The organism is Neorhizobium vignae (assembly GCF_000732195.1).
GTDB classification, from domain to species: Bacteria; Pseudomonadota; Alphaproteobacteria; order Rhizobiales; family Rhizobiaceae; genus Neorhizobium; species Neorhizobium vignae.
This window is the reverse complement of the sequence record NZ_JNNU01000036.1, coordinates 1-24724: the sequence shown is the minus strand read 5'-3', so window position 1 is coordinate 24724 and position 24724 is coordinate 1. Positions and strand designations below refer to the sequence as shown.

The window sequence follows — 24724 nt, the reverse complement described above, 5'->3', positions numbered from 1 at the left end:
GTCCGCCTCTGGCGCTTGTGTACTACGAGGCCTTCCGGCTCCAAAGCGGCCATTTAATATGCGGAGATGCCAATTTACTTCGTAAACCACTGCCGGATCACCGAACCGGTCTGTATATCTATCTGATGCCGCCATCCGCTAAAGGTTGTTGCAAAAAGGTTTCCGTCAGCTTCATCAATAGCGACGTATTGCTCTACCCCGTTGCCTTTGTTGGCGCACCACAGAATACTGTCGCTGCCATCGATGGCCCAGAGGGAATCGGTGCAAGGAGAGCTACCCGATGTCTCAAACAGCAGGATTTTAACGTCACATACGTGCAAGGTTTGGGAGACCGGCCGCGGTAGAAGCATCTGTTTTCGTTACGCCCCTCTCGAACTCTCCGATGCTCCATTGTCCTAACGGCTCTGTCAAGGTTGAGGAGAGAATTCGCGGCAAGTGTGGAAATGACATGACCGCTGTTGGCGGGAAGCGGAAGACCTCAGTCGGCCCGGACCGGACAATTGTGCCGTACAACATTTGCAGGTCGAGTTGAAATGGTCGATCTGCGTTGTTTCTCCTGCTAGCCAACCACAACACCTATTTCTCCATGAGCAACATATGCCTTATCTGACACGAATCCTTAGCCAAAGCCCGAGAACTATTCCTGCTACGACGTTAGCCGAAACAATCACTCCATTTGATGCGAAGCTCGATGGTGATATCGATTCTAATCTCTGGACAGCTCTTGAGGTGGTGAACTCTCAGTCGGAACCTGTCGTGCGGGTCCTCAAAAGTGGAGTTGCATTGGGGGAGTCGGGTCGAGATGAAATCGACGAGTTTTTGGCCGAGATTACAAGCTGCTCGCCCGCATCGGCTTCGAGGTGGCTACAGGAATATCTTCGCAAGGTTCAGACGGTCTACGCATTCGAAATCTATGCGGAAACAACGAATGATTGGGAGATACTCAACGCTGTGCGAGACCGGATATTTGGGGTCGCTGGCGGTATAATACAGGCCGATGGAGAAGGTTTCACGAATGAGGATGGATATCATATCCTCTGGCAGTTCTCCGACAAGGTCTCAGGCGAATGGTGGATGGCAGTATTGCAAGGGGGTGAGTGGAAGAAGTTCAAAATGGATTTAGCCGATGAAGCTCACCGCCAAGCTTTTAGGGCCGGAGAGGTGCCACCCGGCGTTGATATAATTAATTGAGTGAGATTAGGTTTTAGGCCCAGGCTTTTTTGTGGCTCCACGATGAACGGGGTTGCCAGCTCTGATTGCATCGGCGCTCATGGATCGTGACCTCTCTCGGCCGGGAGCTTCCTGTTCCACCCCAGAGACGCTACTTCAATGCTAGGCAGTTGAACGGAGGCGGAAATTCGAGTGACTGATTTCAGCTGTTGGTTTTGCAAAAGCGTCATCGAGAAGATCGACGTTAAAGCGGTTGCAATTGAGGTATCGAACCTTTGGGTTGCAGGGGGAGTTTCCCCTTCGCAAACTTTCTCCGCGCACTCCGAATGTGCGAAAACACACCTCAGCCCTGATAATCAGTTCGATCCTGAGGACTTGCTAGACCTGCAGTGATCACAGCCAGCCCATGACCGCTAGCGGGCCATTGCAGACATGGGACCATGGCTGTACCGTCACGTCACTATGAGCAGCCTGTCCTATGAAATCCTCCCTCATCATGAAGACAACAGTTACGAAGTGAGGTTGATCGTTGACGGTGCAGACTGGATTGGAAAGGACCATCTGGGTCTCGATCCCCCCGACCTAGTTCGCCAGCTTACTGAGGGACACGAAGGTTACCTAACTATAGGCCGCTGCGACTGCGGTTGTATGGGTTGCGATGATGTCAGTGTATATGTGAGGAGGACGCTGAGTTCGGTTGAGTGGTCGTCTCACAACCGGACAACCGTTGTTTTCGGCGCAGAACATTATGACCATCAGGTCCGCGTTCTGATCAGAGATTTTACCTGGGAACCCATCAACAGGACTGTGGAGCGCCACCTCAACGCGATGTTCTCCGCCAAAGTGACGGATGATGGCTACGCCTATGATTGGAGTTCCACTAGAATCAAGTCTAATGTCATTACGGTGAGCCTTACGAGAGACTCGCATCAGGAACTACTGGAATTCTCCTGGGTTGGAGAAACCGTCGAAAGCGGACTAAGTCTCGGCAGCCAGTTCATACAAAAGCGTTTCAGCCGCTGACTTGATGACCGCTTCTGGCGGATACTTGTTGAAAAGTCCTGCGAACAGCTTCCCGTACGCTTTGGAAATCCATGGCCTACTGGCGTTGCTCATCCAGGGATAATGGCCCAACTGGTCATTACCGGATGGCTTTCGCATGTAGGAGGCGACGTGGAAAAGCGGACATCACTCCAAAACGAGTTTGACATTGTCTTCGGCCTCGTCACCGCCAGCGCCATGAATTTGGATTATTTCAATAAGCCAGTCGAAAACTGTGGTCCCTTCCCCTTTTTGCGCTCGGATAAAGTCAACTCGCACAAGCTCACGATTGCTCGGGTGGCATCGTTCCAGCCGTTTCTCCAACTGTCTTACAGTTTCCGGATGGCCCAGGTTTGCCCGAGAGACCCCGGAATTGTTCCATCGAAGGATAAATCCCCCTTCGGGCGTACCAAAGCCACCGCGCAGAACGTCATTGAAGGCATCAAGATTTCGTCCCCAGTATGCACCCGGAATGAGTATTTCGCTCACTTGATCATAAAAAGCCTCAAGTGACGTGATCTTCGATCCATCGAGGGTATATTCTTTGGTCATGGGTCAGAACATAATGCACATCACTTGATGTCTGCAATGGTGTCGAGAGTTGCTGCAACGGAGCCTTTTTCGGGCGGTTCCAAATGAGGGGATCACAATTCGCTCGAATGACTATTCTTACGCGTCATGGTAGCAGTATGCGATCCAGGTTAGGGAGGTCGGCTGTGCTGAGAAGTTTATTTCTGCTGGCTGGTATATTTTCAGCTGTTCCAGCGTTTGGTCATTGCTTGACACCAAACGAAACCAAGCAGGGCGTGCTCCTCACCAGAGAGCAACCATTCTTCTCCGTCTTCTACAAACCGGCTCAATCGGGGTTAACCGAGCAGCGCCTGATGGCACGGAGCGCTTCACTGGAGCCAATATCGGCGGAATATCTGCACCCCTTGCTCGTCACGAAACGGATCAGCGCGAAGGGCTCGCAAGAGCTAACCTACTCGGATGTGACGACGCTCGACGATTTGCCACGAAAGGGAAATTGGCGATCCGATACAACGCTGTTCCTAAATGGTCAGAAAACAGTCGCGGGCACGACCACCATTACCTTCGAAAAATGGGCTGAGGAAACAATCGGATCATGCTCGTATCCGGTTTGGGTCGTGAATAGCCGCGTGGAGCTGCAAGGACTGTCTCCGATAGTCTTTGAACAATATTACTCCGCCAACCTGAACCTCGTGCTTCGCTCGATCAGACTCGACCCGTCGGGACATCCCATTAGTGAAGTCCGATTTGACCGGTTCCAGATTGGTGGGAGCAACTGACACCTGGTGGCCGTAGGGCAGGACTGCGTCGCCAGATGTTCGAGACATTCGCCTACCCAATCTTGTCGATTTAGAAAGCGATCATCGATTTGAGTGCTTCACGACATACTCGCCAGCGACTGGACCGCTAGTCCGAGGGCCAACGTCGTAACCCGCTTCAAGGCTGACTAGCTGCCTCTGAACCGCACCCTCCAGCTCATCTTGCAGCGATTGATATCGCTCGATGACGCCGAACTGCGACCAGGGTGATCGATTGAACCCATACTTAAAATGATTGTAGTAGATTACAACCTCGCCAATCAAAGCGACAACCCAGCAAGGGCCGTACCCCTTCAGCTCCCACTCCTCCGGCGGCCGCTTAATAGCATCCCAAAACTTACGTTGTTTGAACGACATGCGGCTCCAACCATCATTGATGTGGTCCCAAAGTCTTTCTTCTGGGAAACGCATGCTTGTTCTCCATCGCGATGCGGCATTGTTGTCAATCTCGATATTGCAAAAATCTAAAGGACCATAAGGCTTGGGCGAACGCAATCACCGCTAATGGCGCGAAGCTGCGGAAGGTCTATCCGCCCATTGCGGCCATTGGCGAAGGGCCGTATACCTTCCCTTGCTGTGTTTTGGGAAGAGCAGGAACGAGTGATAAAAAGGCTGCTTGTGCTGGCGCTTTTCTTTCTGCCGCTGGCCTGGACTGGGTTCCTCGCGCGGGCGACTCACCTGTTCCCCCTCCGCGCACAATATTCACGTCTTCGGCAAGAACACTTTGATTTGGCGGGAAATGTCCAGTTGAATTCTGCAGCGGGTAACCGGGTATTGGCTGCATTCGAGTACATGTCGACTGCGAGAGGTGACTACCTAAGAGCGTTAGAAGATATTCTCTGCTTAGGCCTTCTACCAGCTTTTATCATCTACTTCGCTGTCGCGCTCTACAAGGTTTCTCGATAGCAGCGACGGTCCGCTTGTGGCGCGAAGCGAAAGATGCCTCTCGGACCGACGCGGTCGCTCAGCTTATTGAGCTATATAAATCAGAAAATATCATCGTCATGATTGCCGCAAAGATGTTTTACGCCTGAGGAGCTTGACCATGGTCGTGTTTGCAGTCCGAGATGAGGAAGATATCTGGGGCGCTTCTGCTGCTCTAATTCGGCATCTACTCAGCTATAGTATAGGCTTGGTAGGCCCCCGGCCCTATCTACTTCAAGTCCAGAACATGTTTGACTGGGGGTACAATTCATTCGGTCTATTCGAGCTGCCGAAGGTTGATTTTCTCGAATTTGCGGAACTGGTCGATGCGTATCGGAAAAGCGGTGCTTATTTAGATACGGGCTACCTGCCATCTGAAGTGGAGCCCCTTATCGATGACCTATTGAATCGGTTGCGGGCAGCTGCTCATCACCGTCAATTGCACTAGGAAGGTTGACCGACTCGTCCGCACTCGCCACTCCAAACTACTCAAGAGCGGGTTCCGCTCCGGCCCATCCAGTCATTGACGCTGCATCGCGCGTTCATTCATAAGCTCTGGCAACTTATCAGAAGGATGAGAGCGGTGTCTGAGTTCCTACAGTTCGCGGTCAACAAGAGCCCGCTCCGGCTTACGCTCGATGACATCGTTCGATGGGCAGGAGCGTTCAACCACTGGGACTTCTACAATAGCGCCGCGCTGGAAATTGCGAAGGGGTACCACCGAGGAGAGCTAAGTTACACCTTCTGTGATGGCGTAATGACTGATCTTTGGTCCGGGGTGCAGGAGGGTTTTGGACCTGGCAAGAACGAGGTGCCGGAGCCATTCTTCGAAATCTATGAAGCCTTCGATGCGGGAGACTATCACCGCAAACACGACAAGACTGATGATCCCGTTGTCGAGTTCACCGACCCTGCGATTGCGGAGCTAGCTATCCGCTTTAACCTTTAAGGCTTTGGGAGCGATGGCTGCAGTCGGCCCTCAGCAGACGCTTATTCCTCTAAGTCAAGCTGGCGAAGATATTCATCGCCGCTGAACGTCGTCCATCCCTCTTTTGGGAACCGCCGAACTTCAACGTCTTCAAGTGAGAAGTAGGCTCCCGAAGAAGTCACAATTCGGATCAAGTAGGGCAATTCTCCTTTTTAGTTCAATGCCGCTGTGTGAAAGTTGATCGTCAAATGCCTCCTCTCTTTCTGAACTCATCAAGAAAGGTATCCGTAGGCTTCCTACACAAATATCCAGAACCGGGTAGTTTGGTTCGGCGCAGATGCCGACTCTCACTTTTTCTAAGTCCCATAAACCACTCCGCAGGAAGTCTGAGACCGACGTATCGATCATCGGAAAGTCGTTGCGCATCCGAACATAATAACTGAAGTTGGTCATCCTCCCTTTGTGCCTCCCTACGGGCGAAAGTTTGAAAGCAGTCAATCGGTAAGGCGGTTCTGGTTCAAAAGTTAATTCCAGACCGCCCGGATAGAGCCAATACAACGGTACCGGCTGGTCATATCTGTTGGTTATCCATCCTTTCGGCGGCCCCAGCCTCTCTGCGATTTGTAGGAGCGGTGTACCAAACTGATTTGCAGCGAACGCAAGCTTTCTTTGAGCGAGATGATTACCGGTTCTTTACGCATGTCAACTTTCCGATAGCTCCCGAGAACGTTCCCCCGCTCTATTAGACTATGTCTCCTATTGGCGACGTTCGCACCAGCCGTTATGAACAGGACGCGGGTCTTTTCTATGGGCTTCATGCACACTAGCATCCCGCGCAAAGGGTTGTTGGCTCGAAACTTTGGGGTGAACGCTTGCTTGGCCCGTTTTTGATTTTTGCTCTACTTTCCACAGACCTAAACTCAGATCGTTTCTCCCTCTCGAAAGATTTGCTTCCGTTCGGCGTGCCCTCTGAGTTTGCTGACGGTCGGTCACCGGTTCTTACCCCAGAAGAGCTGCTGGCCTGCTTCAATAGATATACTGCGGTCGAAAGGCAGCGCCTCCAGCTGGGGGTGAAACGTGCCACCTTGGCTGTCGAAGAATCATACGGTGTCATCAACAAGCAGAAGCGCCAGAAAAGTGCCCCGAAAGACGATTTGGACAAGCAGCTGGACGAGATCGAAGAGTCGGTTGCCGAACAGAATAATTTGATGAAGAACACTCGCGAGTTCTTGGTACTCAGGACCAAGTTCTTCGAGGAATATCTGGCCTTTGCCGAGGAGTGCGGTTCTAAAACATACCGCTCTTCCGACGTGCGGACGCTTTTCCCAAATGGTGTCCCGAAGTAGTTAAACCGTAACCGGTGTTTAGCTCCCACATTGCCTTTGCCTATAGCTTCCGGAGCAACCCTCTCCTTGTGGCGTCGAATGGACTGAAAAGCTTGCCATCAAAGGAAAGTCGCTGCTATCGGAAGACGTCAACATCTCCAGATCGATGGCGAAGGGGCTGGTTTTCAGATGTCTAGGAGAAAGCAGTTCCAAGGGATTTGCCACGACATTCTTGGATCATTTGTAAGCCGCTACAATGATTCCGGTGGTTATTGGGCTTTAGGCCAGTATGTCTCGGTACTTAACAGCCTTGGCAAACGTCACCTGCAACTCAAACTGACGCACGCCACGGAGACTTCTGATCATCGTGCTTTTGTCGTGTCAGAGGAATATTATAGGGGCGTGGTTTTGCGAATGATGGAGGCAAATGCGATGCCGCAAACGTGGCTCTCGGATGCAACCATAAAGGTTTCCATCGTTTCTCCGGCCAAAGCGATGTGTGAAATTGAAATTGTCTCCGATCTCGGCAGAACTTACCGAAGCGAGCGCACGATAAGTGTTCGGCCCCATGACCCCGCCGTTGAGCGCCGGAGAGCCGATAGATTCGGCCCTTCAAACCAAAAAGGCCACTAAATTTAAGCGGCTTTGTTCGCCGAATTCCATGGCAACAGTTCCTCGATCCGGCTCTGCTTGTGACCGTTGACTGTTGCAGTGAGCGTCGCGGCCAGATAGGCGAACGGTGACGACATTGAGCCTGCAGGTTTCGATGAACGAGGCGATGGTGGCAGGGCCATGCTCTGCGAAGCGTCCTTTCGGTCCAGGGCAATCGGCCGGATGGTCCGCTCGACACTGTTGTTGTCGATCTCGATGCGACCGTCGGCTAGCAAGAGTTTCAGACCATCCCAGTATTTGGGGATGTAGGCCGAGGCCTCGCTAGGCGGAGATTTGCTTGCGACACGGGCGCGGCAATCCACGAGCCAGGTGTGCATCTCGGCGATCAGCGGCGCTGACCGCTCCTACCTTCCGTCAAGGCGAGCTTCCGGATCAAGGGCACCCAGTTCGGCCTCAATCCTACGCGTCCGGTGGAACGCTTTGTGAGATTTTAACTGCAACGGTGAAATTGGGACAGAGTCAGAGTATAAGACCCTCGACGTGACGAGCATGCTGGTTTCGAAGTGGGAGCGTTGTTGATGAAGTGGACAAAGTTGAAGCAGCTTGTCGAAGCACGCTTTGCCCCAGAAATTATCGGCCGAGTGCAGATTCAAACAACGCGGTATCGCTACGCACACGATCACGAGGGGGAAATTCTCGTCACGTTAGACGGAAAGAAAATCTACGGAAGCGCCTACTACCAATATTGGAAGGAGCGCGTCGCGTTGTGCGGCGAGCATGGTGGTGAGCTATCTAGCGAAGATGAGCAAGAAATTGACCGGAAGCTTCGAGAGCGTGGAATAGCAGATCATATTGATTTGCATCGGGCGATGTTCGAATCCCTCAATCAACCCATTGAAGCAATGCTCGCGAATTCCAGACCGTTGATCCGGGCGCTTGGCATACTTGATGCTCGTCGTGGCAAACGACGGTTAGCCAAGCTGGATGATGCCAATGAACACGAACTCGTGCGCTGTGTCTTTCGATTGCGTCAGCCATCCGGTCAAGCCTTATTAGCGTCCTGAAGCATATTCCAAGGCAATAGCTAATCAACTCTCGTGATCGGATGGTCGGCAATTCTTGTAGGAATATCGCGAAGGTATGCTTCGGGATCGAGGTCTCCAACAGGTTGCGACGAGCGTGTGCCCAGCAATAGGCAAGCCTAATGCGCGCGCCGACCTTGTCCGGTGCGATCAGCCTGTTGTAGCCGGGCACAGCCGTCGATCTGCGGGATGCCGGAGAATCCCTTCAATATCTTTCTGCATGCCTGCCGCCGCGACCGGGAGCATAGGTGAAGGCGACGCCCGGTGGCGCACCGCCATTCTAAGGACGATCATCCCGTGCCAACGCCCAGAAGTATCCGGTCTTGGTTTTGCGCGAGCCGGGACCAAGCACCGGAGCAGGGTCTCGCCCATGAAGAGCTTGGACGAGCGCTTCAGGTCGGTGATCAATGCGTCGAAGACGGGGCGCAATTCGAACGCTCGGCCTCCTGATCCGTTTCCGCTCTACGCAGGCTCACACGAGGTGGTCTATCCCGACATTGCTCAGGCGTTCATACGCTTGCGCCGCTTCAAGCCTTACCTCAGGATTTTCATCCACCGCTCGCCCGTACCAGTATTTCGCAGCGTGGAGGTCGCCCAACTGCTCGTAGCAAATACCCAATCTCTCGCCGAGATAGCCCGCATCCAGCGAAGGGTCTCCATCTGACAAGAAGAGGTAAATCTTGATCGCATCAACAACGTTGCCATCATCGATCAACTTTTTGGCCGTGCGCTCCAAGTGATTGAAGTCCTGGTGGGTCATCTCTTTTCCAATCGGCTCTCCAGTCGCTCTGCGACGCGCACAGCTAGAGGGCCAACTTGCTTCCATGTCTCGTGGTAGCGCACTGTTGCCATAGAGGCTCTTGACTCCAAATCGACACCGGCCCTTGGGGTTCATCGTCATTCTAACTGCGCATCCCGGAAGAATTTGCTCAGTGTCTCTGAGACAACTTCAATTTGCTCTTCCGCATACGCATCCGGGGAAGTCACCCCTTCATGCGGAACTCGGACCAAGGGAGGATCGTCAGGATCAGAAGCGCTCAGGTTGATGTAGTAGTAGTCGCCCGACCCGATGAGGCACATAGCGACAGGGAGGTAACCCATCTTCGTGACGACCTTTCCAGGATACGCCCTCAGAGCCTCATCGACTATCTGGTCGGGTGTCATCCACTGCAGCTCGGCACCGAGCCCAGATACGTCGTGATCCTCCGAGAGAGCGAACTTCGTCCGACATAAGCGGTAGGACTGGAGAAGCTCAGCGAACGCCTCAAGGGTTCTTCCACCTGTAAATGTCGACGACAGACGCCGTCCGTCATCTCCGCTTATTGCGCTACCGTATAGTGGTAAATCCCGTATACGGAGATACTCCGCCGCGCTCAAATGCGCCTCCCGCTCTCGAACCTCCACGGGTAGCCTCGTGAGATATTCTTCCGGGTCTTTTACGAAGCGAGCAGCTTCGGACCGTGTGATCGCTCTAAGAACAACTTCGGGGTGGGGCCGAAGGATGGCACCCGCCCGGGTCGCCAACACACAGCTGACTTCACGTGCCAGAGAACAAATTTCCTCCACCAGAGGTATGCGCGGATCAGCCACGTTCAGTCGAAACCGCACATGTTCAATCTCTGTGCCACGAAGCCAAATCTGCACGTCATCAACCTTCTCGTCACCCCAAATGCGAAGGTCAGGGGACCAGGATTTCCTTTCAAGCAACATCATGCCGACGCGTTCGAAAATCGCGCTAGTGACTGACGGCGAGAAGCGGAGTTCAACCTCATCGAGTTGGCCGCGACTCATCCGCGCGGCTACTACGCCGTCGACCCCTGCTGCCGCAGATGGGATCAGGTCAAGAGCGAACTGCCAAGCTGCCATGGATGTTGCTATTGCTCTCAAACAAGTTCGAAGGTTCCACCGCTCTATAGCAGCATCTTTTTGCGATGACTGCAATTGGCGCATCAGCGGCGTGGCTACAGTCTGCCCCCGAGGCGGACCAATCCCCGGGGAGCGCTAGGGGGCTTCGTGTTCTGAGTACGCTTGAATCTCTGCCAACGATGGTCTCCCCTCCATCAGGAAGAAATGAAGTTCAGTGTTATTCGAAAGCTCAAGCAGAACCACAGTCTCTGACGCATCCGCGACCGATGTTTCAGTGAACGTGATTGAAGCTCTTGCAAGAAGTGCCTTTGCCTCGTTGACCGACAACCCAGGTTTGAAGCCATCAAAGTTAACATACCGGCGGGGCGCGTATTTCAGTTTGCCTTGCTTCGGCTCCGGAAGGCCGGTGGTCGCACTCCACATGCGAACCCCAACTCGACGAACCATTACCTGCTCCCCGCGAACCCAAATCGCGACCTGGATGTTTCCGTGGTAGTCGAGAAGGCTGTCAAAAGTGACCAAGTCCCCACTAAAGGACCACGAACTTGGCGGTCCAAGGACACGTCCTACACAGAAAAACGGGACGTCCGGGCGAATAACCTGCGACGACGACCTCTGTAGTAGTTTCAGAATCGAGAACGGAATCAACGCATGGTTCCCAGCAATTCACAACGGATATCAGGCTAAGTGGTCGGCGGCAATGGTCGCAGCTGGCGCGAAGTTCCGATGGAACATGGCGAGGAGCGTGCGTCCATCGACGAAGGAATTGGACCGGCCAGATGGTTGATATTGTCGCCGCATTCCTTCATCCATCTCAGACATAAATCGATCTGACTTGGCAGGGCGTCTTCGTGGGAAAGTCAATCTTCTTAGCGGCTATGTTTGCCGGATTTGTTGGAAGCCCACCTATCTCTCAACAGCAGCACATTCCAAGGGCTCAATTGGAAGAGATGTTCGCTGGCATTCAAGCCCAGACGACCTGGAATATCAACGGGAATATGCTTTGGGGCTATTTCTTCACCAGTCGTGGCAAAAGCGAATTGGAAAAAATAGCCGTTGTATTGAAGCGCAATGGATATCGGCTGGTTGAAATCCGAGAGCGTGAGCCAAAAGCGCCACAGGCGGCAGCAGAATGGCAGCTACATGTGGAACGGGTTGAACGCCATACCGTCGACACGCTCTACACGAGAAATGGCGCTTTCGAGAGTTTAGCAAAAGACCATAAAGACGTTATCTACGACGGAATGGACGTTGGCCCAGCCAACTAGGCTGCAGCTTGGCACTGCATTGCAGCCCTCGTGATTTCGCCGTTCGTGATGATTCCCGCTGGATACGCATCACCCGCACTTTGCCTGCCGTGTCTCAGCGCCGCTGTAATCGCGCGGCGGCAGTGATAGATGTAGTGGGCGGAGACCACAACGGGTCGGAACGATCAGCACAACAGCTAAGCGTTGCAGACGGATGATTGGAGAGAGCCGGTGGCTGACACCGAATTTGTACTATCAGAAGACCGAACCCACAGCTTCATCAGAGATTGGCTATCGGACTGTGTCATTGCCAGTGACGGAAGACTGCCCTTTGCTGGTCCGCCCGATAACTCTTTGCTTGGCCTCGTGAACGCACGGTTCCACCAGCTTTTCATCAAGCATTCCTCTTTCGCATCGGATGAGTTCACCATCAAGCATACCTTCGCCGACGGCAAAGAGATTTCCGTTGTCGATCAGTTTGAAGGTTGCGGCCACTTGAAGATGCTGACGCTTCCGCTGCGGCAGACTTCAAAACCTGCTTTCCGGCTGACTATCGGCCACCAAAGTTTCTTTGTCTTGAAAGACGCCCACATCCCCCCGTCGGCGGCACTCAGGAACTTCTATACCTCGATGATCCGCGCCGCACAAAAAAGACACCGAGCGGCATGAACTGTGGCCTGGTCGAAGCACGTGGTTCCAGCAAGAACTCCTAGAGAACGACCCCGAATTATTAGAGAAAGTGCGGGCTTCATTCCGCCGTGTCTAAAGAAGGTTGCGATGGCCCGCCCCGGATCAACTGCAGTGGCCAGCCGACTTCATACTCTATGATCTCTGGGCCAGTGCGGCGGGACGGACCGGTTGTTGGTCATGTCAACGGCCAAGGCAGCGTTTTCTACGACAAATCTCTGTGCTTCCTTCAGGGTCGAAGGATACTGCACCCCAAGCCGATAATACGGGAAGCCTCTCGATATGAGGAAAGCTGCCACAGCCCAACCCTTGTTATCGGCGGATGACGGCGGACGAAAATCCGATCCAGTCCTGTAGGTGATGCCCGAGCAACGGGGGCACGTCTTTTGTGTAGCATCGGCGGGGCGTTTGAAAACCCGATGGCAGTCGAGGCAAGCGAATTTTGTTAGCGGGCGCGTCATGGGATCAGGCAATAATCTCTTTAGAGTGTCCTTGCCGCCTTGATCTGTGATCAGGGACGAGCAACAGAAAGCGGTGCCACTGACACATTCATCGAATTCGTCGGATCAGGTGCAGCCGCTCATGCAGTGGCAGGAAAACGGTGCGCCGAATCAGTCAATTTAAGGTGTGTTCAGAAGATCGACATCGAACCAGGCATCTTCATAATTCGGCGCACTCAGAAAGCGCCAACCAGGAGGAAGGCCGAGATACGGAACGACTGCTAGGCATCGTTCTCCCAAATGGGAGACGTGCATCGGCTTGAAGAATCCGGGATCAGTTGAGAATTCCTCTCCACCCCAAATGAACCAACCACTTGTCCCGGCCTCTGGTGGATGCCTCAGGCCATTTAGGGGCTGTCTGCCTTGCAAGGCGCTATCGGAAATTCCCAACTTTGATAGGAGCGCCGAAGGAGTGAAGGTCACGCCGTACCGCAGACATACTTCGACTTGATTTCGGCTCAATGATCGCTCCATGTTCCAGAAGATCGTTAGCAAACATGGGTTGGCTGCACCAGCTTTTGATCGCTTCGCCCGTTATAGTCATTCGCATGCGTTCGGCTTGCGACTATAGGGATCGCAATCTCATCGAACGGATGTTCAACCGGATCACACAATTCGCTGATCGCCACCCGCTACGAGAAAAGCAAAACGTCATGTGCAGCGTTTCTAGCTATGGCCGCCGCAAAAATCTGGCTCCCATACTTTCTCGACAAGCTATAGATCGTTAAGCCTATTCAGGATTTGTAATCCAAAGAGAGGGCTGATGCCGACTTTTACTTACCGAATTGAATATCGTGGGCACACCAAGTCCGTCCGTATTCGCAAGAGCAACCCCAAGGGTTGGATTGGCCAAGTTGTCCAGCAGGCGTTTCCAGGTTTCGAAGTTACCGAACCGAGTCTCTTCGGAAAGATAATCCGCGCTGAACTCGCCCCTGACAAAACGCATGCGGGTAAGTGGCGACTTCAATGCAATGACGAGGGTTCGGGATTCAGCCTCAGTGTTGTGGAAACAAAAGGCGATAACCAAGCCTTGGTTGAGATCGACTGTGTCAACACGACCTAATCTGAAATGCACGCCACAATTTCTGCGATTCGGTTTTCGACAGCGGAAAACAGTGCCACCGAGAACCGCGCATATTCGGCTGAACCTGCGCCATTCAAGATGCATCTTTCTTGATAGGTCGAGGCGAGGAATGGGAGGAGCCAAATTTCGCTAAGAAAGCCCATTTTCTCAGTCATGGATTTCTCCTCCAGATCGATCCGCAACAACCTTGTTACAAAGGCTTCGGCTTCATCGAGAACGAAATTTCGATCTCTGAGTTGAGAGAAAAGCCCTTTAGAATCGAACTCTTTGAGAATTACTTCGGCCAATGTCATCTAGTGCGATCCCGCCGATTCCAAACACCCCCTTATCACGTCCACAATTGGCTCTCCAGGGATTGAACTCTCCAGAAGGGGATATGGGCGTTTTTCCACACAAAGAAACTTTGGTAGCCGATGGGGTCAATCGCAGCTCCATAGATGTCATCAACAGAAACCGATGAATATAAGCACGTCCTCTAGCCACTTGGCATGAACTTCGTAGAAATAAGAGCGGCCAAAAATCTATTGAAGGTACAAATTGTTGCCGACTTCTTTCACAATGTCCCCGCCATGATGACTCGGCGGTTCAACCTAGAGGAGGTTTATGAGGGAGATAGATCGGAAGTCCGTCCGCCATGGTTGTGAGCGAATGATTTCGGCGCTTTTCAAGACGGCGGACAAAAGAGCCGAGGGTGCGTGAAGCGACTTTATCGACAGAACCCAAGCCATATTGACAAGTGCCTTTTCACATCGCAAGCGGGCAAAGTGCAAAACGCCGGGAGGAATGACACTGCAGACAATCTGGTCAGATCAAGCAGATCGAATATTGTCGGTTGGGGTCTGGCTGGGGCCAGAACACTGTAACTGGGCCCTGACTAAAGATCAGGCTCTCACCGCGTTTGACGCCTTATGTGATGCCAACTTCATTGTTCTTGGCGGAGACGTCTTGAATGGGCCGGAGGAGAGCTACAGTCACACCTATGACAACTGGCACTTCGAGCCTGTCCCATCACTGGAAGGTAATCCAGTGTCGTTGAGCGCCCTCGCGGCAAAAACCTACGTGAGGAATTATCCGCGCGTGGACGTGTATTTTGTGATCGTGCCCAGAGCCGCCTCATCGCGTTTCCCAACAAGAGACCTCAGAGCTTAGGTGCCTCATGCTTCCCGTGATGAATAATACCAAGTGGAATGAACTGCGGGAGGCGATGTACAAGATGGAATTCCCACCCGCCTGGACCGCTTTGTCGAAAAACGGGTATAGGTCCACGCCGGATCGAGAATGGTTCTATCATCTATCAGAGGGTGGCTATGGTGATATTCTGCACTTAGATATTCTCGTTGAAGAGTCGCAGCGGAATATTATCCGTCTGACCTTGAAGCAGATACACCTCCCCGGCGCGGAAACCGCCGAAGGTTTTCGGATATACGGCTACAGTCAGCCTGGCCAATCGATTGACTACATTTGATATCGAATCTTTGAAGTCCGCAGTCCCGCCAGCGACCGCCATGACACTGATGTGCGATATTGGACATCTCCCGCCCGAGTATCAGGCTAGAAGATCAGGATTTAAGTAGGCAACACATGGACCGAATAGCCGAACGACTTGTGGGAAAAGAGCTGCGACAGATTCACCACAAGGCAAAATATGACGCCGTTCTCGTTTTCGAAGATGGTGCAATCACCGCTTGGACCGAGGTGAAGGTCAACGTTTCGCTTGGAAACAACCCCGTTATCGTCCAAGAGGTGACGTGCTCGGAGGAATGGTACACCATCGTCCTTACCCAAGGTGATATCCGGATCAGTAGGGTTGCAATCTGGCCCTCTGTTGAATGTTTCATCTACGGAGCTGCGAATGACCCCACCTTGACGATCATAGATCGGGGTGAGGAGTAATGGTGAGTCTCCCCGGAGGCCCGGCGCGACCTCAGTCCAGATTGATTGGGCGGCCGGGAATGAATGAGACTGCAACCTTCTTGGCCCGAATATACCCGTCAAGGCCGTAGCAGGGTAGAAGTTCAATCTCGATGTCATCCGGACCCTCGGGCAGCGCAAAATAATACGTTCTACCTCGGCTTGCCGCATACTGAAGTCTCAGCCCTCCAATGACGTTCTGGGCGCTGAACCCATCTAGTTGTAAATCCATGATTTGCTCGACGCTGAACGTCACAACAGCATGTCTATCCAAAATAAGGTAGCCGTCTGGATCGACATCGTTCGTCGTGATCCACCCATGAAGTTTTAACTCGCTTACCCCATGCCGCTTCAGAGAAAGACTCAATATCTCGGCATCATGGAACGTTGGCTCTTGTCCAAACCATTCCAACAACGTCGTCCAGCCCTCCACATACGGGTGTACCATCCTAGCCTCCGATACGATCACAATGACAGCGCGTTCCAACTACCGAATAAATGTCGATATGGATTGATGGTCCGACATCACATCATATCGCCGACCACGTCACCAAGGATGCCAACAAGTGGTACGACCTCAAATTGTGTTCGGCAACTGGGAGTTTGGCATTGTTTCGTTTATCTAAAGTTGATGGCCGCTTTCTATCGAAAGCGGCCCTCGGCAAATTTAGGCCACGGACTCATTATGGCGGAGGGTGAGACGAACACAGGCCAGCTTGGTCGTGGCAAGAAAGTTCATACCTAGTTTGTCGTAGCGGGTTGCAATCCGTCGGTAACATTTCAGTTTGCTGAAGAATCGCTCAATGAGGTTCCGCTTTTTGTATAGCCAAGGGCTGACACGAGCGGTATCTTCCGATTGGATTTTGGCGGAATGTTTGCCCAAGAGCGCTTTGTTCTCGCCTTCGCGCGGAGCCAATCGGCGTCGTAGGCTTTGTCTGCGAGAAGCATGGCACCCACGGGAAGATGATCGAGCAGTTCACTCGCCGCAGTCAGATCATGGGCATATCCAGGTGTGATAGCGATCTTGATTGGCAGTCCGTTTCCATCAGTAACGGCATGGATTTTGGTGGTGAGACCACCGCGACTTCGAGCAAGGCAGCGATCCTGATGGTCCGCCCTGAGCGTTGCCGCTAAATGATGCACGCGAACCGAAGTACCGTCGATCATCGTGACGCCCTCACCAGAAGGGCGCGTGACTGCGTCCATCAGCCTGTCCCAAATTCCAGCCATCGTCCAACGCCTGAAGCGATTATAGCACGTTGTATATGGTCCATATCTTTCGGGGACATCACGCCAAGGAGCACCTGATCGTAGAACCCAGAAGATGCCGTTGAACACCGTCGGTCATCGACGCGAGGCACGCCTCGCGGCTTGTTAGGTAGGAGAGGTGCGATTACACGCCATTCAAAGTCGGTCAAATCATAGCGGCTCATCCCTGAATCTGAATCAGGTGATGCAGCGACAGGAAAGTCCTAGAACTGCCGAACGAGCGCCGATCTAGGCCGTCAGCTTGGGATGAACGACCATTCTTCGGCCATGAACTCAAGCGTTTCATCGCGGAAATAATACAGGAAATGCCGAGAGCTAACAGTGTCTGCCCCGATCTTTTCCCAAGACACGGCATCGCGGTCGGGGTCGGGACCCATTAGCTCATAGAATTCGCCCCAACGAGGAGCAACATCGCTGTAACGACCATGGCCGTCTACCTTATACCATTCATGATCATTGGTGCTGTCCCAGCGCCAGCGGCTGCAACCAACAAATCTCAAAGTGCCCCATGCCTCCTCAAATATCGGACGGGTTTTCGAAAACAGGCTCAACGCCCTGAGAAGCCCCCCGTCGGCTTGCTGTCGTGCACGGCCCTGGACGAGCGGAAACGGACGTTGACGGAGGAGCCCTCAACCGAAACCTGGGGCTCTGGCGCATTTGGTTCGGCCACCCAACCTTGGCCGAGTTGCAATTTGATAAACTTGAGCACGGACTACGACTAGCCAACTTGCATGATCGATCCGGGAGCTGCGCAAGAAGTCTTTGGAAACCGTTGTCTACATCGGAAACCGTTGTCTACATCAACAGAGATAAAAAAGGCCCGCAGAAATCTCCTTGAAAACGATCCACCCGTAGCTTATCTATAAAGCGCTCCGCAAGGAGAAATGGTGCTAAACCTTTTGTGCAATAGGCATACAGGACGGGGCTTCGACGCCCCCGCCTCCACCAACCAACTCGATGGTCGTTTCATCGGTAAATGGGGGCGACATGGGATCGACTGGTGTTGAAAGACAAAAGCTGTGCTCGGCATGATACCACCGTTATCGGGTCAAAAAGTGTAGTTGCAAACGACAACAACGCTAAGGGTTATGCTCTCGCTGCCTAATGGCGGTGCGGGAAATCCGACCTAAGTCCTTATTGTTAGCGCTCTAAGGCGGGGTTCGGAGGTACCTGGCAACAGAAACCTCCACCTTCTCCTAAGCCTTTTCAGTCAACTCAATGCGTCGACATACGCAGCGACTAACCTGCTGATTTCGCTTGCTCCGTTTTGTGAACTCACTTGTTTATGCTCACCTATGGTTTCAGTACCCGGCGCCTCCACCAAAAACCGGTCGGTCGCATGGAAAACCTTGCGGACCGGCTTTTGATGGGGGCGAAATAGGATCGACAAGGGCTTAAAGATCGAACTTTTGCTCGGCATGATACCACCGTTATCGGGTCAAAAAGTGTAGTTGCAAACGACAACAACGCTAAGGGTTATGCTCTCGCTGCCTAATGGCGGTGCGGGAAATCCGACCTAAGTCCTTATTGTTAGCGCTCTAAGGCGGGGTTCGGAGGTACCTGGCAACAGAAACCTCCACCTTCTCCTAAGCCTTTTCAGTCAACTCAATGCGTCGACATACGCAGCGACTAACCTGCTGATTTCGCTTGCTCCGTTTTGTGAACTCACTTGTTTATGCTCACCTATGGTTTCAGTACCCGGCGCCTCCACCAAAAACCGGTCGGTCGCATGGAAAACCTTGCGGACCGGCTTTTGATGGGGGCGAAATAGGATCGACAAGGGCTTAAAGATCGAACTTTTGCTCGGCATGATACCACCGTTATCGGGTCAAAAAGTGTAGTTGCAAACGACAACAACGCTAAGGGTTATGCTCTCGCTGCCTAATGGCGGTGCGGGAAATCCGAACTAAGTCCTTAGAGGTAGCACTTTAAGGCGGGGTCCGAAGGCACCTGGCAACAGAAGCCTTCACCTTCGCTCCCCAGTCGAATACTATGGAACTGACTCGGATGCTCGTCGGGGCTTCCCCGCGCCGGGCCGGCATGGCATAACGCGTCTGACTAAAAGACGAGAGAATGGAAAGACAGGACCGTATGGGGCAGGACCACATCCGTTACGATATTCTGGCGCAGGACGCTTTGCGTGGCGTCATCCGTAAGGTTTTGACCGAGGTTGCGGCCACGGGCCGTCTGCCGGGCGACCACCATTTCTTCATCACCTTCCTGACCGGCGCCCCGGGCGTGCGCATCTCGCAGCACCTGAAGGCGAAATATGCCGAACAGATGACCATCGTCGTCCAGCACCAGTTCTGGGATCTCAAGGTCTCCGAAACCCAGTTCGAGGTCGGCCTTTCCTTCTCCGACACGCCGGAACGCCTCGTCGTTCCCTTCAACGCCATCCGCGGCTTCTACGATCCGTCGGTGAATTTCGAACTGGAATTCGAGGTCCCGCTCGCCGACGAGGACGAAAACACCACCGCCGAAATCACGGCCATCCCCGTGGAAGCCATTTCAAAGTCCACCGACACCGAAGCCAAGCCCGGCGAAGAGAAGAAGCCCGGCTCGGTCATCTCGCTCGATTCCTTCCGCAAGAAGCAGTAAGCGCCGGGAGGCGCGTCAGCCATGAGCGCCGAAATCGTCAACCTTCGCCAGTTCCGCAAAGCCAAGGAACGGCTCGAAAAGGAAAAGGAGGCGGAGCAGAACCGCCTCACCTTCGGCCGTACCAAGGCCGAAAAGTCGCTGACCAAGGCACGCAACGACAAGGCGGAGAAGGGGCTCGATCAGGGCCACCTGGAAAAGCCCGGCAAGGACGACTGACTTTCCATCCGGTGCATATTAACGATCCGCTAACCAGACTTGAGCCGGTCGGCTTGACGCCGGAAGTACCGCAGTCTGAATAAGCCGAGCTTGTTCCGAAGGTCCGGAGGGTTTCGTGATCCGCAAACATTCCGCGACCCTTCACGGTCATCGCACCAGTTTTTCCCTCGAGGACGAGTTCTGGTTCGAATTGAAGGCGATCGCCGCAAAACGCGATATCAGCCTGGCGACCCTTATCGCCGAGATCGACGACCAGAGGGACGCCGCCAGCAATCTCTCGTCGGCGTTGCGCGTCCATGTCCTGACGTGGCTCAAGTCTTCATAGAACGGAAACCGGCACTCCGTGGGGCAGCTACTGCTGCACGCCTGGCAGGCTTGGCATATTGGAAATGCCGGGGGACGGAAAGTTCTGGCGGATCGCGCCGTCGGTCGGAGGCACGATGAGCTGCGGCGGCTGGCTGATCTGACGCTGACGCACCTCTTCCGCCGCATGCGCCGCCGCCTCCACCCCCTGACGCTGGCGTTCCGCCTCGGCTGCCTGCTGGCGGGCGCGCTCTTCGGCCGCCGCCTTGTCGCGGGCCGCCTGCCGCTCGATCGCCTGGAAGTTATAAAGCGCCACCTCGCGGCGAAGGCGCTGCTTTTCGAGCACGCTCGCCTGCAGCGTCTCGACGCGCCGCCGCTGCTGTTCGAAGGCGCGCTGGGACAGGAAATTCGTCATCGCCGCGATGTCGATCCGTTTGGTGGGTGCGGCAAGATCCCCCGAATACTCGAGCCGGATGGTCGGATCGCCGCCGGCCAGCGCTTCCTCCCCGGCATCGTAGGTGACCGCCAGATTTGCGCTCAGACTGTCATCCAGCAGATCGAAGCGCCCCTCGCCCGACAGCTTCGTGGTGCCGACGCCGGCTGCGACATTCTGCGCCCGCGCTTCGCCGGCCGTGATCGTCATGGGGATGGTCACGTTGCCGAGCACCGCATTTCCCTGATGCAGCAGGCCGGTTGCGACCGGCCGGACCCTCGCCTCCGTCACCTCGCCCCCAAGCTTGTCGACCCCGGCCATCACGGGCTTCAAAGCATCGGGATTAATGCCGGCTACGGTCAGGCCCCTCAGCCGCAATTCGGCCGAACCGCTCGTTGCACCGAGGAGCTCGGCCAAGGTCTTGCCGGTCGATTCGGCGGACATGTTGAAATCGAGCTTGCCGCTGGCGACCGGCTTGCCGCCAGCCTTCCAGACGAGCGGCGCGAGGTCGGCGTTCTCAGCCGAAATCCGGGCCTGCAGAAGTCCGGTTCCGTCACCGTTCGACATCAGCAGCCGGCCAACGAGCCGGCCGCCCTGCCAGTTGCCCGCACCGTTGTCGATGGTGATGCCGCCGCTGCGATGGGTGACCCTGGCTGCAAAATCATCGATATTGCCGAAAACGCCGGCATCGAACCTTCGCGCCTTGACGTCGAGAGCGACATCCGCGCCCGAGAAGACCGGCCGGGCAAAGGGCTTGGAGGAAAACGCCCCGCTCTGAGGATCGCTGACGGGGCCGTAGATCGCCTCTCCGAGCCAGGCAAGATCGAGGCTGTCGACGTTGAGCGAGCCGGTGGCCAGCATGCCCGGCGCCTTGCGGTCGACGGCGATGTCGCCGCTGAACCCATTGCCGTCCGCCGCGCCCTTAAGGGCGGCGATTTTGATCGCCTCCGACGTCATGCTGAAATCCGCGTCGAGCGCGACCGGCATGCCGGTGCCGAACTGCGGCAGGCCGATGCCGTTCATCAGCAGATAGGGTTCCAGATCCGCGCTTTTGAGCGTGACGTGACCGCTCCCCTCGCCAAACCCCTCGCTGCCGATCCGGATATCACCGTTGATGTCCAGCGAGGTCTTTTCGGTCGTGAACGTCAGCGCAGCCTTTGCGGCAGCATCCGGACCCTGGTGGATGTTGAGCAGCAGTTCACCCGCGCCGTCTCCCTCGAAAGGCAGGGGATCGAGACCGGCCTGCCCCAGGAGAATCATCGGATCGGGATTGTCTAGCGACGCAAGGAGCGTCATGTCGATGCCGGACGTCAGATCGAAGAGGCCCGGAAGCTTCAGGGCAGCATTGACCGCGCTGCCGTTGGTCTTGCCCTTGAGGACGACCTCCACGCCGTTCAGGTCGCCGCCGACGGTCAGGCTGGCGCCGAGATCCGTGTTGGCGAACCAGGCGCCGTTTGCCGCAAGCCGGGCGAGTGCCGGATGCGCGGGCAGCCGGTCGCGCAGCATGGTCAGGAAAGCCGTCGGATCGGCGGAGCGGAAGGTGAGGCTACCATTGCCCGAATAGGCCAGCAGCGAGCCTTCTATGCGACCTCGTGCCGAAACCGTGGCACCTTCGACATTGCCAATCGTCAGGCGCTCCAGCGACAGCGCGCCGCCGGCCAGGGTGAAGGCGGTGTCGACATTGTTGGCGGCAACCCCGAAGGCGGTGAACCGGTCGGCCTTCAGCGTCGCGGCCACCCGATGATCGAGCACGTCCTGCCCGGCATCATTGCCGGTCATCAGCGAGGCGAGAGCCCGCATGGCATCAATATCGATCTCGTTGCCGGCAAGGCTCATCGAAAGGTTGGGCACCTGCCCCTGGGCGGACTGGCGTTCGAGACGGCCCTTGAGCGTCGCCGGACCGACCGCCAGTTCGAGGTTGTCGAACCGCTGCAGGTCCGGCGTCAGGTTGACCTTCGCCGAAAATCCGGCGGAGCGGAGCTGGCGCAGCTCGGGCGCCACCCGGCCCGAAAGCCAGTCGGACAGTCCGGAAGGCTGGCTGGATGCGACCAGCATATCACCGACGAAGGACGTCCGGTCGCGAAGCACGAGGTTGCCCTTCGCCTCCAGCTGCGTGCGGCCCGGCAGGGTGGCCACTACGTTGTCCACCGTCCAGCCGCGCCCGGCAGGCCGTATGTCGAGCCTGATATCGCGGATGGTCGTGTCGTTGGCGACGATCGCCGGCAGCCTGAGGCTGGCGCGGCCGGGCACCTGCGGTATGGGGATCGAAGCCGCCAGCCGGATGAAATTGTTGATCCGGCGCTGCGCAGAGGCCGCGGCATCGCGGCCCGTCTTGGCCCGCGCCCCCTCGCCCAGCCGATTGACGTCGATCTGCTGGCCGTCGGCTGTCAGCAGGAATTCAGGCTTGTCGCCGGTATCGAGCGTCGCTTCGCCGGTCACCACGTAAGGGTTGTCGACCGCCCCGACTTCGAGCCGGTATTGCGGAATGCGAATGCGTTCGTTGGTGACCTCGAACCCGCCCTTGAGGCGCGGCCCGGGCGGCGGCGGCGTCACCGGCTCGGTCTCGTCTTCCTCCTCCAGGAAGTCGAGGGTGAAGTTGCCGTTGTAGGCCGGCTTGTTGTCGGCGACGGTAAGCTCGCCGTCGAGATTGACCTCGACGGGCTGCGCATCCGGCCAGAGTCTGAGGCGCAGTGGCATGCGCTTGCCCTCGGCGTCCGCCGTGCCGCTCGCCAGGTTGAACCGCGTCTCATGACCGTCAAGCGCCGCATTGCCTTCACCGCGCCAGGGACCGCGCAGCGAGCCGGCGGAAAAATCACCCGCGAGGCCGGTGATCTGCCGCGACTGCCCCGACTGTTCGTCGATCAGATTGATCTCGCCGCCGGTGATATGCACGTCCTCGATGACCACCGTGCGGGTCGGGATCGCCGCACGACTGCCGCGCATCCAGTCGAGCGAGCCATCCTTCAACAGCCGGATCCGGGCCTTCGGTTCCTCGATGCGCATGTCGAAGATGCGCGCCTCGCCCGAGAGGAACGGCGCCAGCTCCATATCCATCGAAAACCGCGCAACCTGCACCAGCGGCTGGCCATCCGTATCTGCCCCCACCCGTACGTCATGCAGGGTGACTGAGGGAAACGGCAGTATACGCGCATCGACATTGCCGTGGACGGTAACCTTCTTGCCGAGGATGCGGCTTGCCTGTTCCTCGAAGCTGACGCGCAGGCTCGACCAGTCGACGAAGAAAGGCGCGAGCAGCGCTGTAAACAGCGCCACCACCACCAATCCGCCGAATGCCAACAGGATGCGTCCGAACACGGTATCCGTCTCCCTGATCTTGCTTAAGAGACTAGTTCCATTGGGTTCACAGGCAAGTCAAGCTTGCAGGAGCATCTCATTCGGCAATCCTGAAGATCTTGCCCGGATTGAAGATATTATCCGGATCGAGGCCCTGCTTGATGGTCCGCATCAGGCCGACCGCACCGTGGAGCTCCTCTTCCAGGAACGACATCTTCCCCTGGCCGATGCCGTGTTCGCCGGTGCAGGTACCGTCCATGGCAAGCGCCCGGTGATTGAGGCGGGCTATGAACGCCTCGACCTTATCGACCGAGGCCGGGTCCTTGCCGTCGAAAAGCACCAGCACATGGAAATTGCCGTCGCCCGCATGGCCGACGATCGGCGCCAGCAGGCCCTGTTCCGCGATATCGGCCTGGGTCTCGGCGACGCATTCGGCCAGCCGCGAGATCGGCACGCAGACGTCGGTCGACAGACCGTCGAGTTCCGGCGCCAGCGCCCGGCTTGCCCAATAGGCGTTATGCCGCGCGTTCCAGAGCTTTGCCCGCTCCTCGGCATTGGCGGTCCAGAGGAACTCGTCGCCGCCGCATTCCGTGGCGATCTCGGCAAACTGCGCCGACTGCAGCGCCACCGTTTCCTCGGTGCCGTGAAATTCCAGGAAGAGCGTCGGCTTTTCCGGATAGGAGAGTTTTGAATAGGCATTGCAGGCCCGCATCTGCACGTCGTCCAGCAGTTCGATGCGGGCGACGGGAATGCCCATCTGGATGGTCATGATCACGGCGTCGCAGGCGGCCTTGACGCTCGGGAAGGCGCAGACGCCGCCGCCGATCTTTTCCGGAATGCCCTGCAGCCTCAACGTCACGGAGGTGATGACGCCGAGCGTGCCTT

Annotated in this window: 28 protein-coding genes, 1 other RNA gene and 4 pseudogenes; 18 read left to right on the top strand and 15 right to left on the bottom strand. The window is 55.5% G+C overall.

From position 1 onward, the window contains the following. Nucleotides 1-74: 74 nt before the first annotated feature. Nucleotides 75-350: a DUF7957 family protein gene (locus GQ59_RS33735; protein WP_037088292.1), complete on the bottom strand. Its 276-nt coding sequence runs from the start codon at nt 348-350 to the stop codon at nt 75-77. A gap of 247 nt (nt 351-597) precedes the next feature. Here GQ59_RS33735 and GQ59_RS29415 point away from each other — a divergent pair, with 247 nt between their 5' ends. Together GQ59_RS29415 and GQ59_RS29410 are read left to right on the top strand one after the other, a co-directional pair. Beyond that, nucleotides 598-1191 carry a hypothetical protein gene (locus tag GQ59_RS29415; protein ID WP_037088290.1) on the top strand — a complete coding sequence of 198 codons (594 nt, stop codon included), beginning with the start codon at nt 598-600 and terminating at the stop codon, nt 1189-1191. Nucleotides 1192-1632: 441 nt separating this feature from the next. After that, nucleotides 1633-2193: a hypothetical protein gene (locus GQ59_RS29410; RefSeq protein ID WP_037088288.1), complete on the top strand. Its 561-nt coding sequence runs from the start codon at nt 1633-1635 to the stop codon at nt 2191-2193. A 165-nt stretch (nt 2194-2358) separates the two neighbouring features. On the opposite strand, the gene GQ59_RS31600 is transcribed toward GQ59_RS29410, so the two are convergent. Then, nucleotides 2359-2763, bottom strand: coding sequence for a barstar family protein (locus GQ59_RS31600; RefSeq protein ID WP_084683346.1), 405 nt, complete (start codon nt 2761-2763; stop codon nt 2359-2361). Between the two features lie 137 nt (nt 2764-2900). Between GQ59_RS31600 and GQ59_RS29400 the strand changes: the two genes are divergently transcribed. Further along, on the top strand, nt 2901-3521 hold the full coding sequence (locus GQ59_RS29400; protein WP_037088334.1) for a hypothetical protein: 621 nt from the start codon (nt 2901-2903) through the stop codon (nt 3519-3521). A gap of 81 nt (nt 3522-3602) precedes the next feature. On the opposite strand, the gene GQ59_RS29395 is transcribed toward GQ59_RS29400, so the two are convergent. Next, a complete protein-coding gene (locus GQ59_RS29395) occupies nt 3603-3971 on the bottom strand; it encodes a hypothetical protein (RefSeq protein WP_037088284.1) in 369 nt (122 codons plus the stop codon). Nucleotides 3972-4605: 634 nt separating this feature from the next. Here GQ59_RS29395 and GQ59_RS29385 point away from each other — a divergent pair. The 4 genes from GQ59_RS29385 (at nt 4606) to GQ59_RS32205 (ending at nt 7370) form a co-directional block, all read left to right on the top strand. Next, nucleotides 4606-4932, top strand: a complete 327-nt coding sequence (locus GQ59_RS29385; RefSeq protein ID WP_037088280.1) for a hypothetical protein — start codon at nt 4606-4608, stop codon at nt 4930-4932. A 135-nt stretch (nt 4933-5067) separates the two neighbouring features. Next, nucleotides 5068-5433, top strand: a complete 366-nt coding sequence (locus tag GQ59_RS29380) for a hypothetical protein (RefSeq protein ID WP_152564505.1) — start codon at nt 5068-5070, stop codon at nt 5431-5433. An 851-nt stretch (nt 5434-6284) separates the two neighbouring features. Next, nucleotides 6285-6758: a hypothetical protein gene (locus tag GQ59_RS29375; protein ID WP_152564504.1), complete on the top strand. Its 474-nt coding sequence runs from the start codon at nt 6285-6287 to the stop codon at nt 6756-6758. Between the two features lie 168 nt (nt 6759-6926). Next, nucleotides 6927-7370, top strand: a complete 444-nt coding sequence (locus GQ59_RS32205) for a hypothetical protein (protein ID WP_152564503.1) — start codon at nt 6927-6929, stop codon at nt 7368-7370. A gap of 2 nt (nt 7371-7372) precedes the next feature. Here the strand turns inward: GQ59_RS32205 and GQ59_RS29370 are convergent. After that, nucleotides 7373-7810: pseudogene (locus GQ59_RS29370) on the bottom strand (IS66 family transposase); the annotation flags it as partial. Nucleotides 7811-7927: 117 nt separating this feature from the next. Between GQ59_RS29370 and GQ59_RS32200 the strand changes: the two are divergent. Continuing rightward, nucleotides 7928-8413 (top strand): SF0329 family protein, encoded by a 486-nt coding sequence (locus tag GQ59_RS32200; RefSeq protein WP_037088271.1) that lies wholly within the window; start codon nt 7928-7930, stop codon nt 8411-8413. A 94-nt stretch (nt 8414-8507) separates the two neighbouring features. Here GQ59_RS32200 and GQ59_RS31595 read toward each other — a convergent pair. The 4 genes and pseudogenes from GQ59_RS31595 to GQ59_RS29350 all read right to left on the bottom strand — a co-directional run. After that, nucleotides 8508-8878 (bottom strand): annotated as a pseudogene (locus tag GQ59_RS31595) (IS66 family transposase); the annotation flags it as partial. 25 nt (nt 8879-8903) lie between these two features. Continuing rightward, complete coding sequence (locus GQ59_RS29360) at nt 8904-9191, bottom strand: hypothetical protein (RefSeq protein ID WP_037088269.1); 288 nt, start codon at nt 9189-9191, stop codon at nt 8904-8906. Between the two features lie 137 nt (nt 9192-9328). After that, entirely contained in the window at nt 9329-10297 is a 969-nt protein-coding gene (locus tag GQ59_RS30780) for a hypothetical protein (protein WP_051904272.1), read from the bottom strand. Nucleotides 10298-10432: 135 nt separating this feature from the next. Then, entirely contained in the window at nt 10433-10819 is a 387-nt protein-coding gene (locus GQ59_RS29350) for a hypothetical protein (protein ID WP_152564502.1), read from the bottom strand. A 329-nt stretch (nt 10820-11148) separates the two neighbouring features. On the opposite strand from GQ59_RS29350, the gene GQ59_RS29345 reads away from it, so the two are divergent. Next, nucleotides 11149-11565, top strand: a complete 417-nt coding sequence (locus GQ59_RS29345; RefSeq protein WP_152564501.1) for a ribonuclease E inhibitor RraB — start codon at nt 11149-11151, stop codon at nt 11563-11565. 210 nt (nt 11566-11775) lie between these two features. Then, on the top strand, nt 11776-12213 hold the full coding sequence (locus GQ59_RS29340; RefSeq protein ID WP_152564500.1) for a hypothetical protein: 438 nt from the start codon (nt 11776-11778) through the stop codon (nt 12211-12213). 638 nt (nt 12214-12851) lie between these two features. On the opposite strand, the gene GQ59_RS33685 is transcribed toward GQ59_RS29340, so the two are convergent. Then, complete coding sequence (locus GQ59_RS33685; RefSeq protein ID WP_084683347.1) at nt 12852-13205, bottom strand: immunity protein Imm33 domain-containing protein; 354 nt, start codon at nt 13203-13205, stop codon at nt 12852-12854. A 92-nt stretch (nt 13206-13297) separates the two neighbouring features. On the opposite strand from GQ59_RS33685, the pseudogene GQ59_RS33680 reads away from it, so the two are divergent. Continuing rightward, nucleotides 13298-13451 (top strand): annotated as a pseudogene (locus GQ59_RS33680) (IS5 family transposase); the annotation flags it as partial. 43 nt (nt 13452-13494) lie between these two features. Continuing rightward, the gene (locus tag GQ59_RS29335) at nt 13495-13794 is read left to right on the top strand and encodes a hypothetical protein (RefSeq protein WP_037088264.1); all 300 of its coding nucleotides are present in this window, start codon (nt 13495-13497) and stop codon (nt 13792-13794) included. Here the strand turns inward: GQ59_RS29335 and GQ59_RS29330 are convergent. Next, on the bottom strand, nt 13791-14108 hold the full coding sequence (locus GQ59_RS29330; RefSeq protein ID WP_037088261.1) for a hypothetical protein: 318 nt from the start codon (nt 14106-14108) through the stop codon (nt 13791-13793). The two genes, GQ59_RS29335 and GQ59_RS29330, sit on opposite strands and share 4 nt — an antisense overlap. A gap of 490 nt (nt 14109-14598) precedes the next feature. Between GQ59_RS29330 and imm40 the strand changes: the two genes are divergently transcribed. Both imm40 and GQ59_RS29325 read left to right on the top strand, forming a co-directional pair. Then, on the top strand, nt 14599-14964 hold the full coding sequence (imm40, locus tag GQ59_RS33730; RefSeq protein WP_084683345.1) for an Imm40 family immunity protein: 366 nt from the start codon (nt 14599-14601) through the stop codon (nt 14962-14964). A 19-nt stretch (nt 14965-14983) separates the two neighbouring features. Further along, complete coding sequence (locus GQ59_RS29325) at nt 14984-15280, top strand: DUF6678 family protein (RefSeq protein WP_037088327.1); 297 nt, start codon at nt 14984-14986, stop codon at nt 15278-15280. A 459-nt stretch (nt 15281-15739) separates the two neighbouring features. On the opposite strand, the gene GQ59_RS29315 is transcribed toward GQ59_RS29325, so the two are convergent. The 3 genes and pseudogenes from GQ59_RS29315 to GQ59_RS31570 form a co-directional block, all read right to left on the bottom strand. Beyond that, nucleotides 15740-16174: an Imm50 family immunity protein gene (locus GQ59_RS29315; RefSeq protein ID WP_037088255.1), complete on the bottom strand. Its 435-nt coding sequence runs from the start codon at nt 16172-16174 to the stop codon at nt 15740-15742. Between the two features lie 219 nt (nt 16175-16393). Then, nucleotides 16394-17159 (bottom strand): annotated as a pseudogene (locus GQ59_RS31575) (IS5 family transposase). Nucleotides 17160-17231: 72 nt separating this feature from the next. Beyond that, on the bottom strand, nt 17232-17546 hold the full coding sequence (locus tag GQ59_RS31570) for a hypothetical protein (RefSeq protein ID WP_244448089.1): 315 nt from the start codon (nt 17544-17546) through the stop codon (nt 17232-17234). Nucleotides 17547-17825: 279 nt separating this feature from the next. Here GQ59_RS31570 and ssrA point away from each other — a divergent pair. The 4 genes from ssrA to GQ59_RS29300 all read left to right on the top strand — a co-directional run bounded on the left by ssrA (nt 17826) and on the right by GQ59_RS29300 (nt 20134). Continuing rightward, nucleotides 17826-18186: a transfer-messenger RNA gene (gene ssrA, locus GQ59_RS31565) on the top strand. A 900-nt stretch (nt 18187-19086) separates the two neighbouring features. Beyond that, nucleotides 19087-19593: an SspB family protein gene (locus GQ59_RS29310; protein WP_037088252.1), complete on the top strand. Its 507-nt coding sequence runs from the start codon at nt 19087-19089 to the stop codon at nt 19591-19593. 21 nt (nt 19594-19614) lie between these two features. Then, nucleotides 19615-19809 carry a DUF4169 family protein gene (locus GQ59_RS29305; protein ID WP_037088250.1) on the top strand — a complete coding sequence of 65 codons (195 nt, stop codon included), beginning with the start codon at nt 19615-19617 and terminating at the stop codon, nt 19807-19809. Between the two features lie 115 nt (nt 19810-19924). Then, nucleotides 19925-20134: a ribbon-helix-helix domain-containing protein gene (locus GQ59_RS29300; RefSeq protein ID WP_037088247.1), complete on the top strand. Its 210-nt coding sequence runs from the start codon at nt 19925-19927 to the stop codon at nt 20132-20134. 27 nt (nt 20135-20161) lie between these two features. Here GQ59_RS29300 and GQ59_RS29295 read toward each other — a convergent pair whose 3' ends face one another. Next, complete coding sequence (locus tag GQ59_RS29295; RefSeq protein WP_051904270.1) at nt 20162-23860, bottom strand: AsmA family protein; 3699 nt, start codon at nt 23858-23860, stop codon at nt 20162-20164. A 76-nt stretch (nt 23861-23936) separates the two neighbouring features. Next, nucleotides 23937-24724 (bottom strand): FAD-binding oxidoreductase (locus GQ59_RS29290; RefSeq protein ID WP_037088246.1); only part of this gene is annotated, 788 nt, incomplete at its 5' end.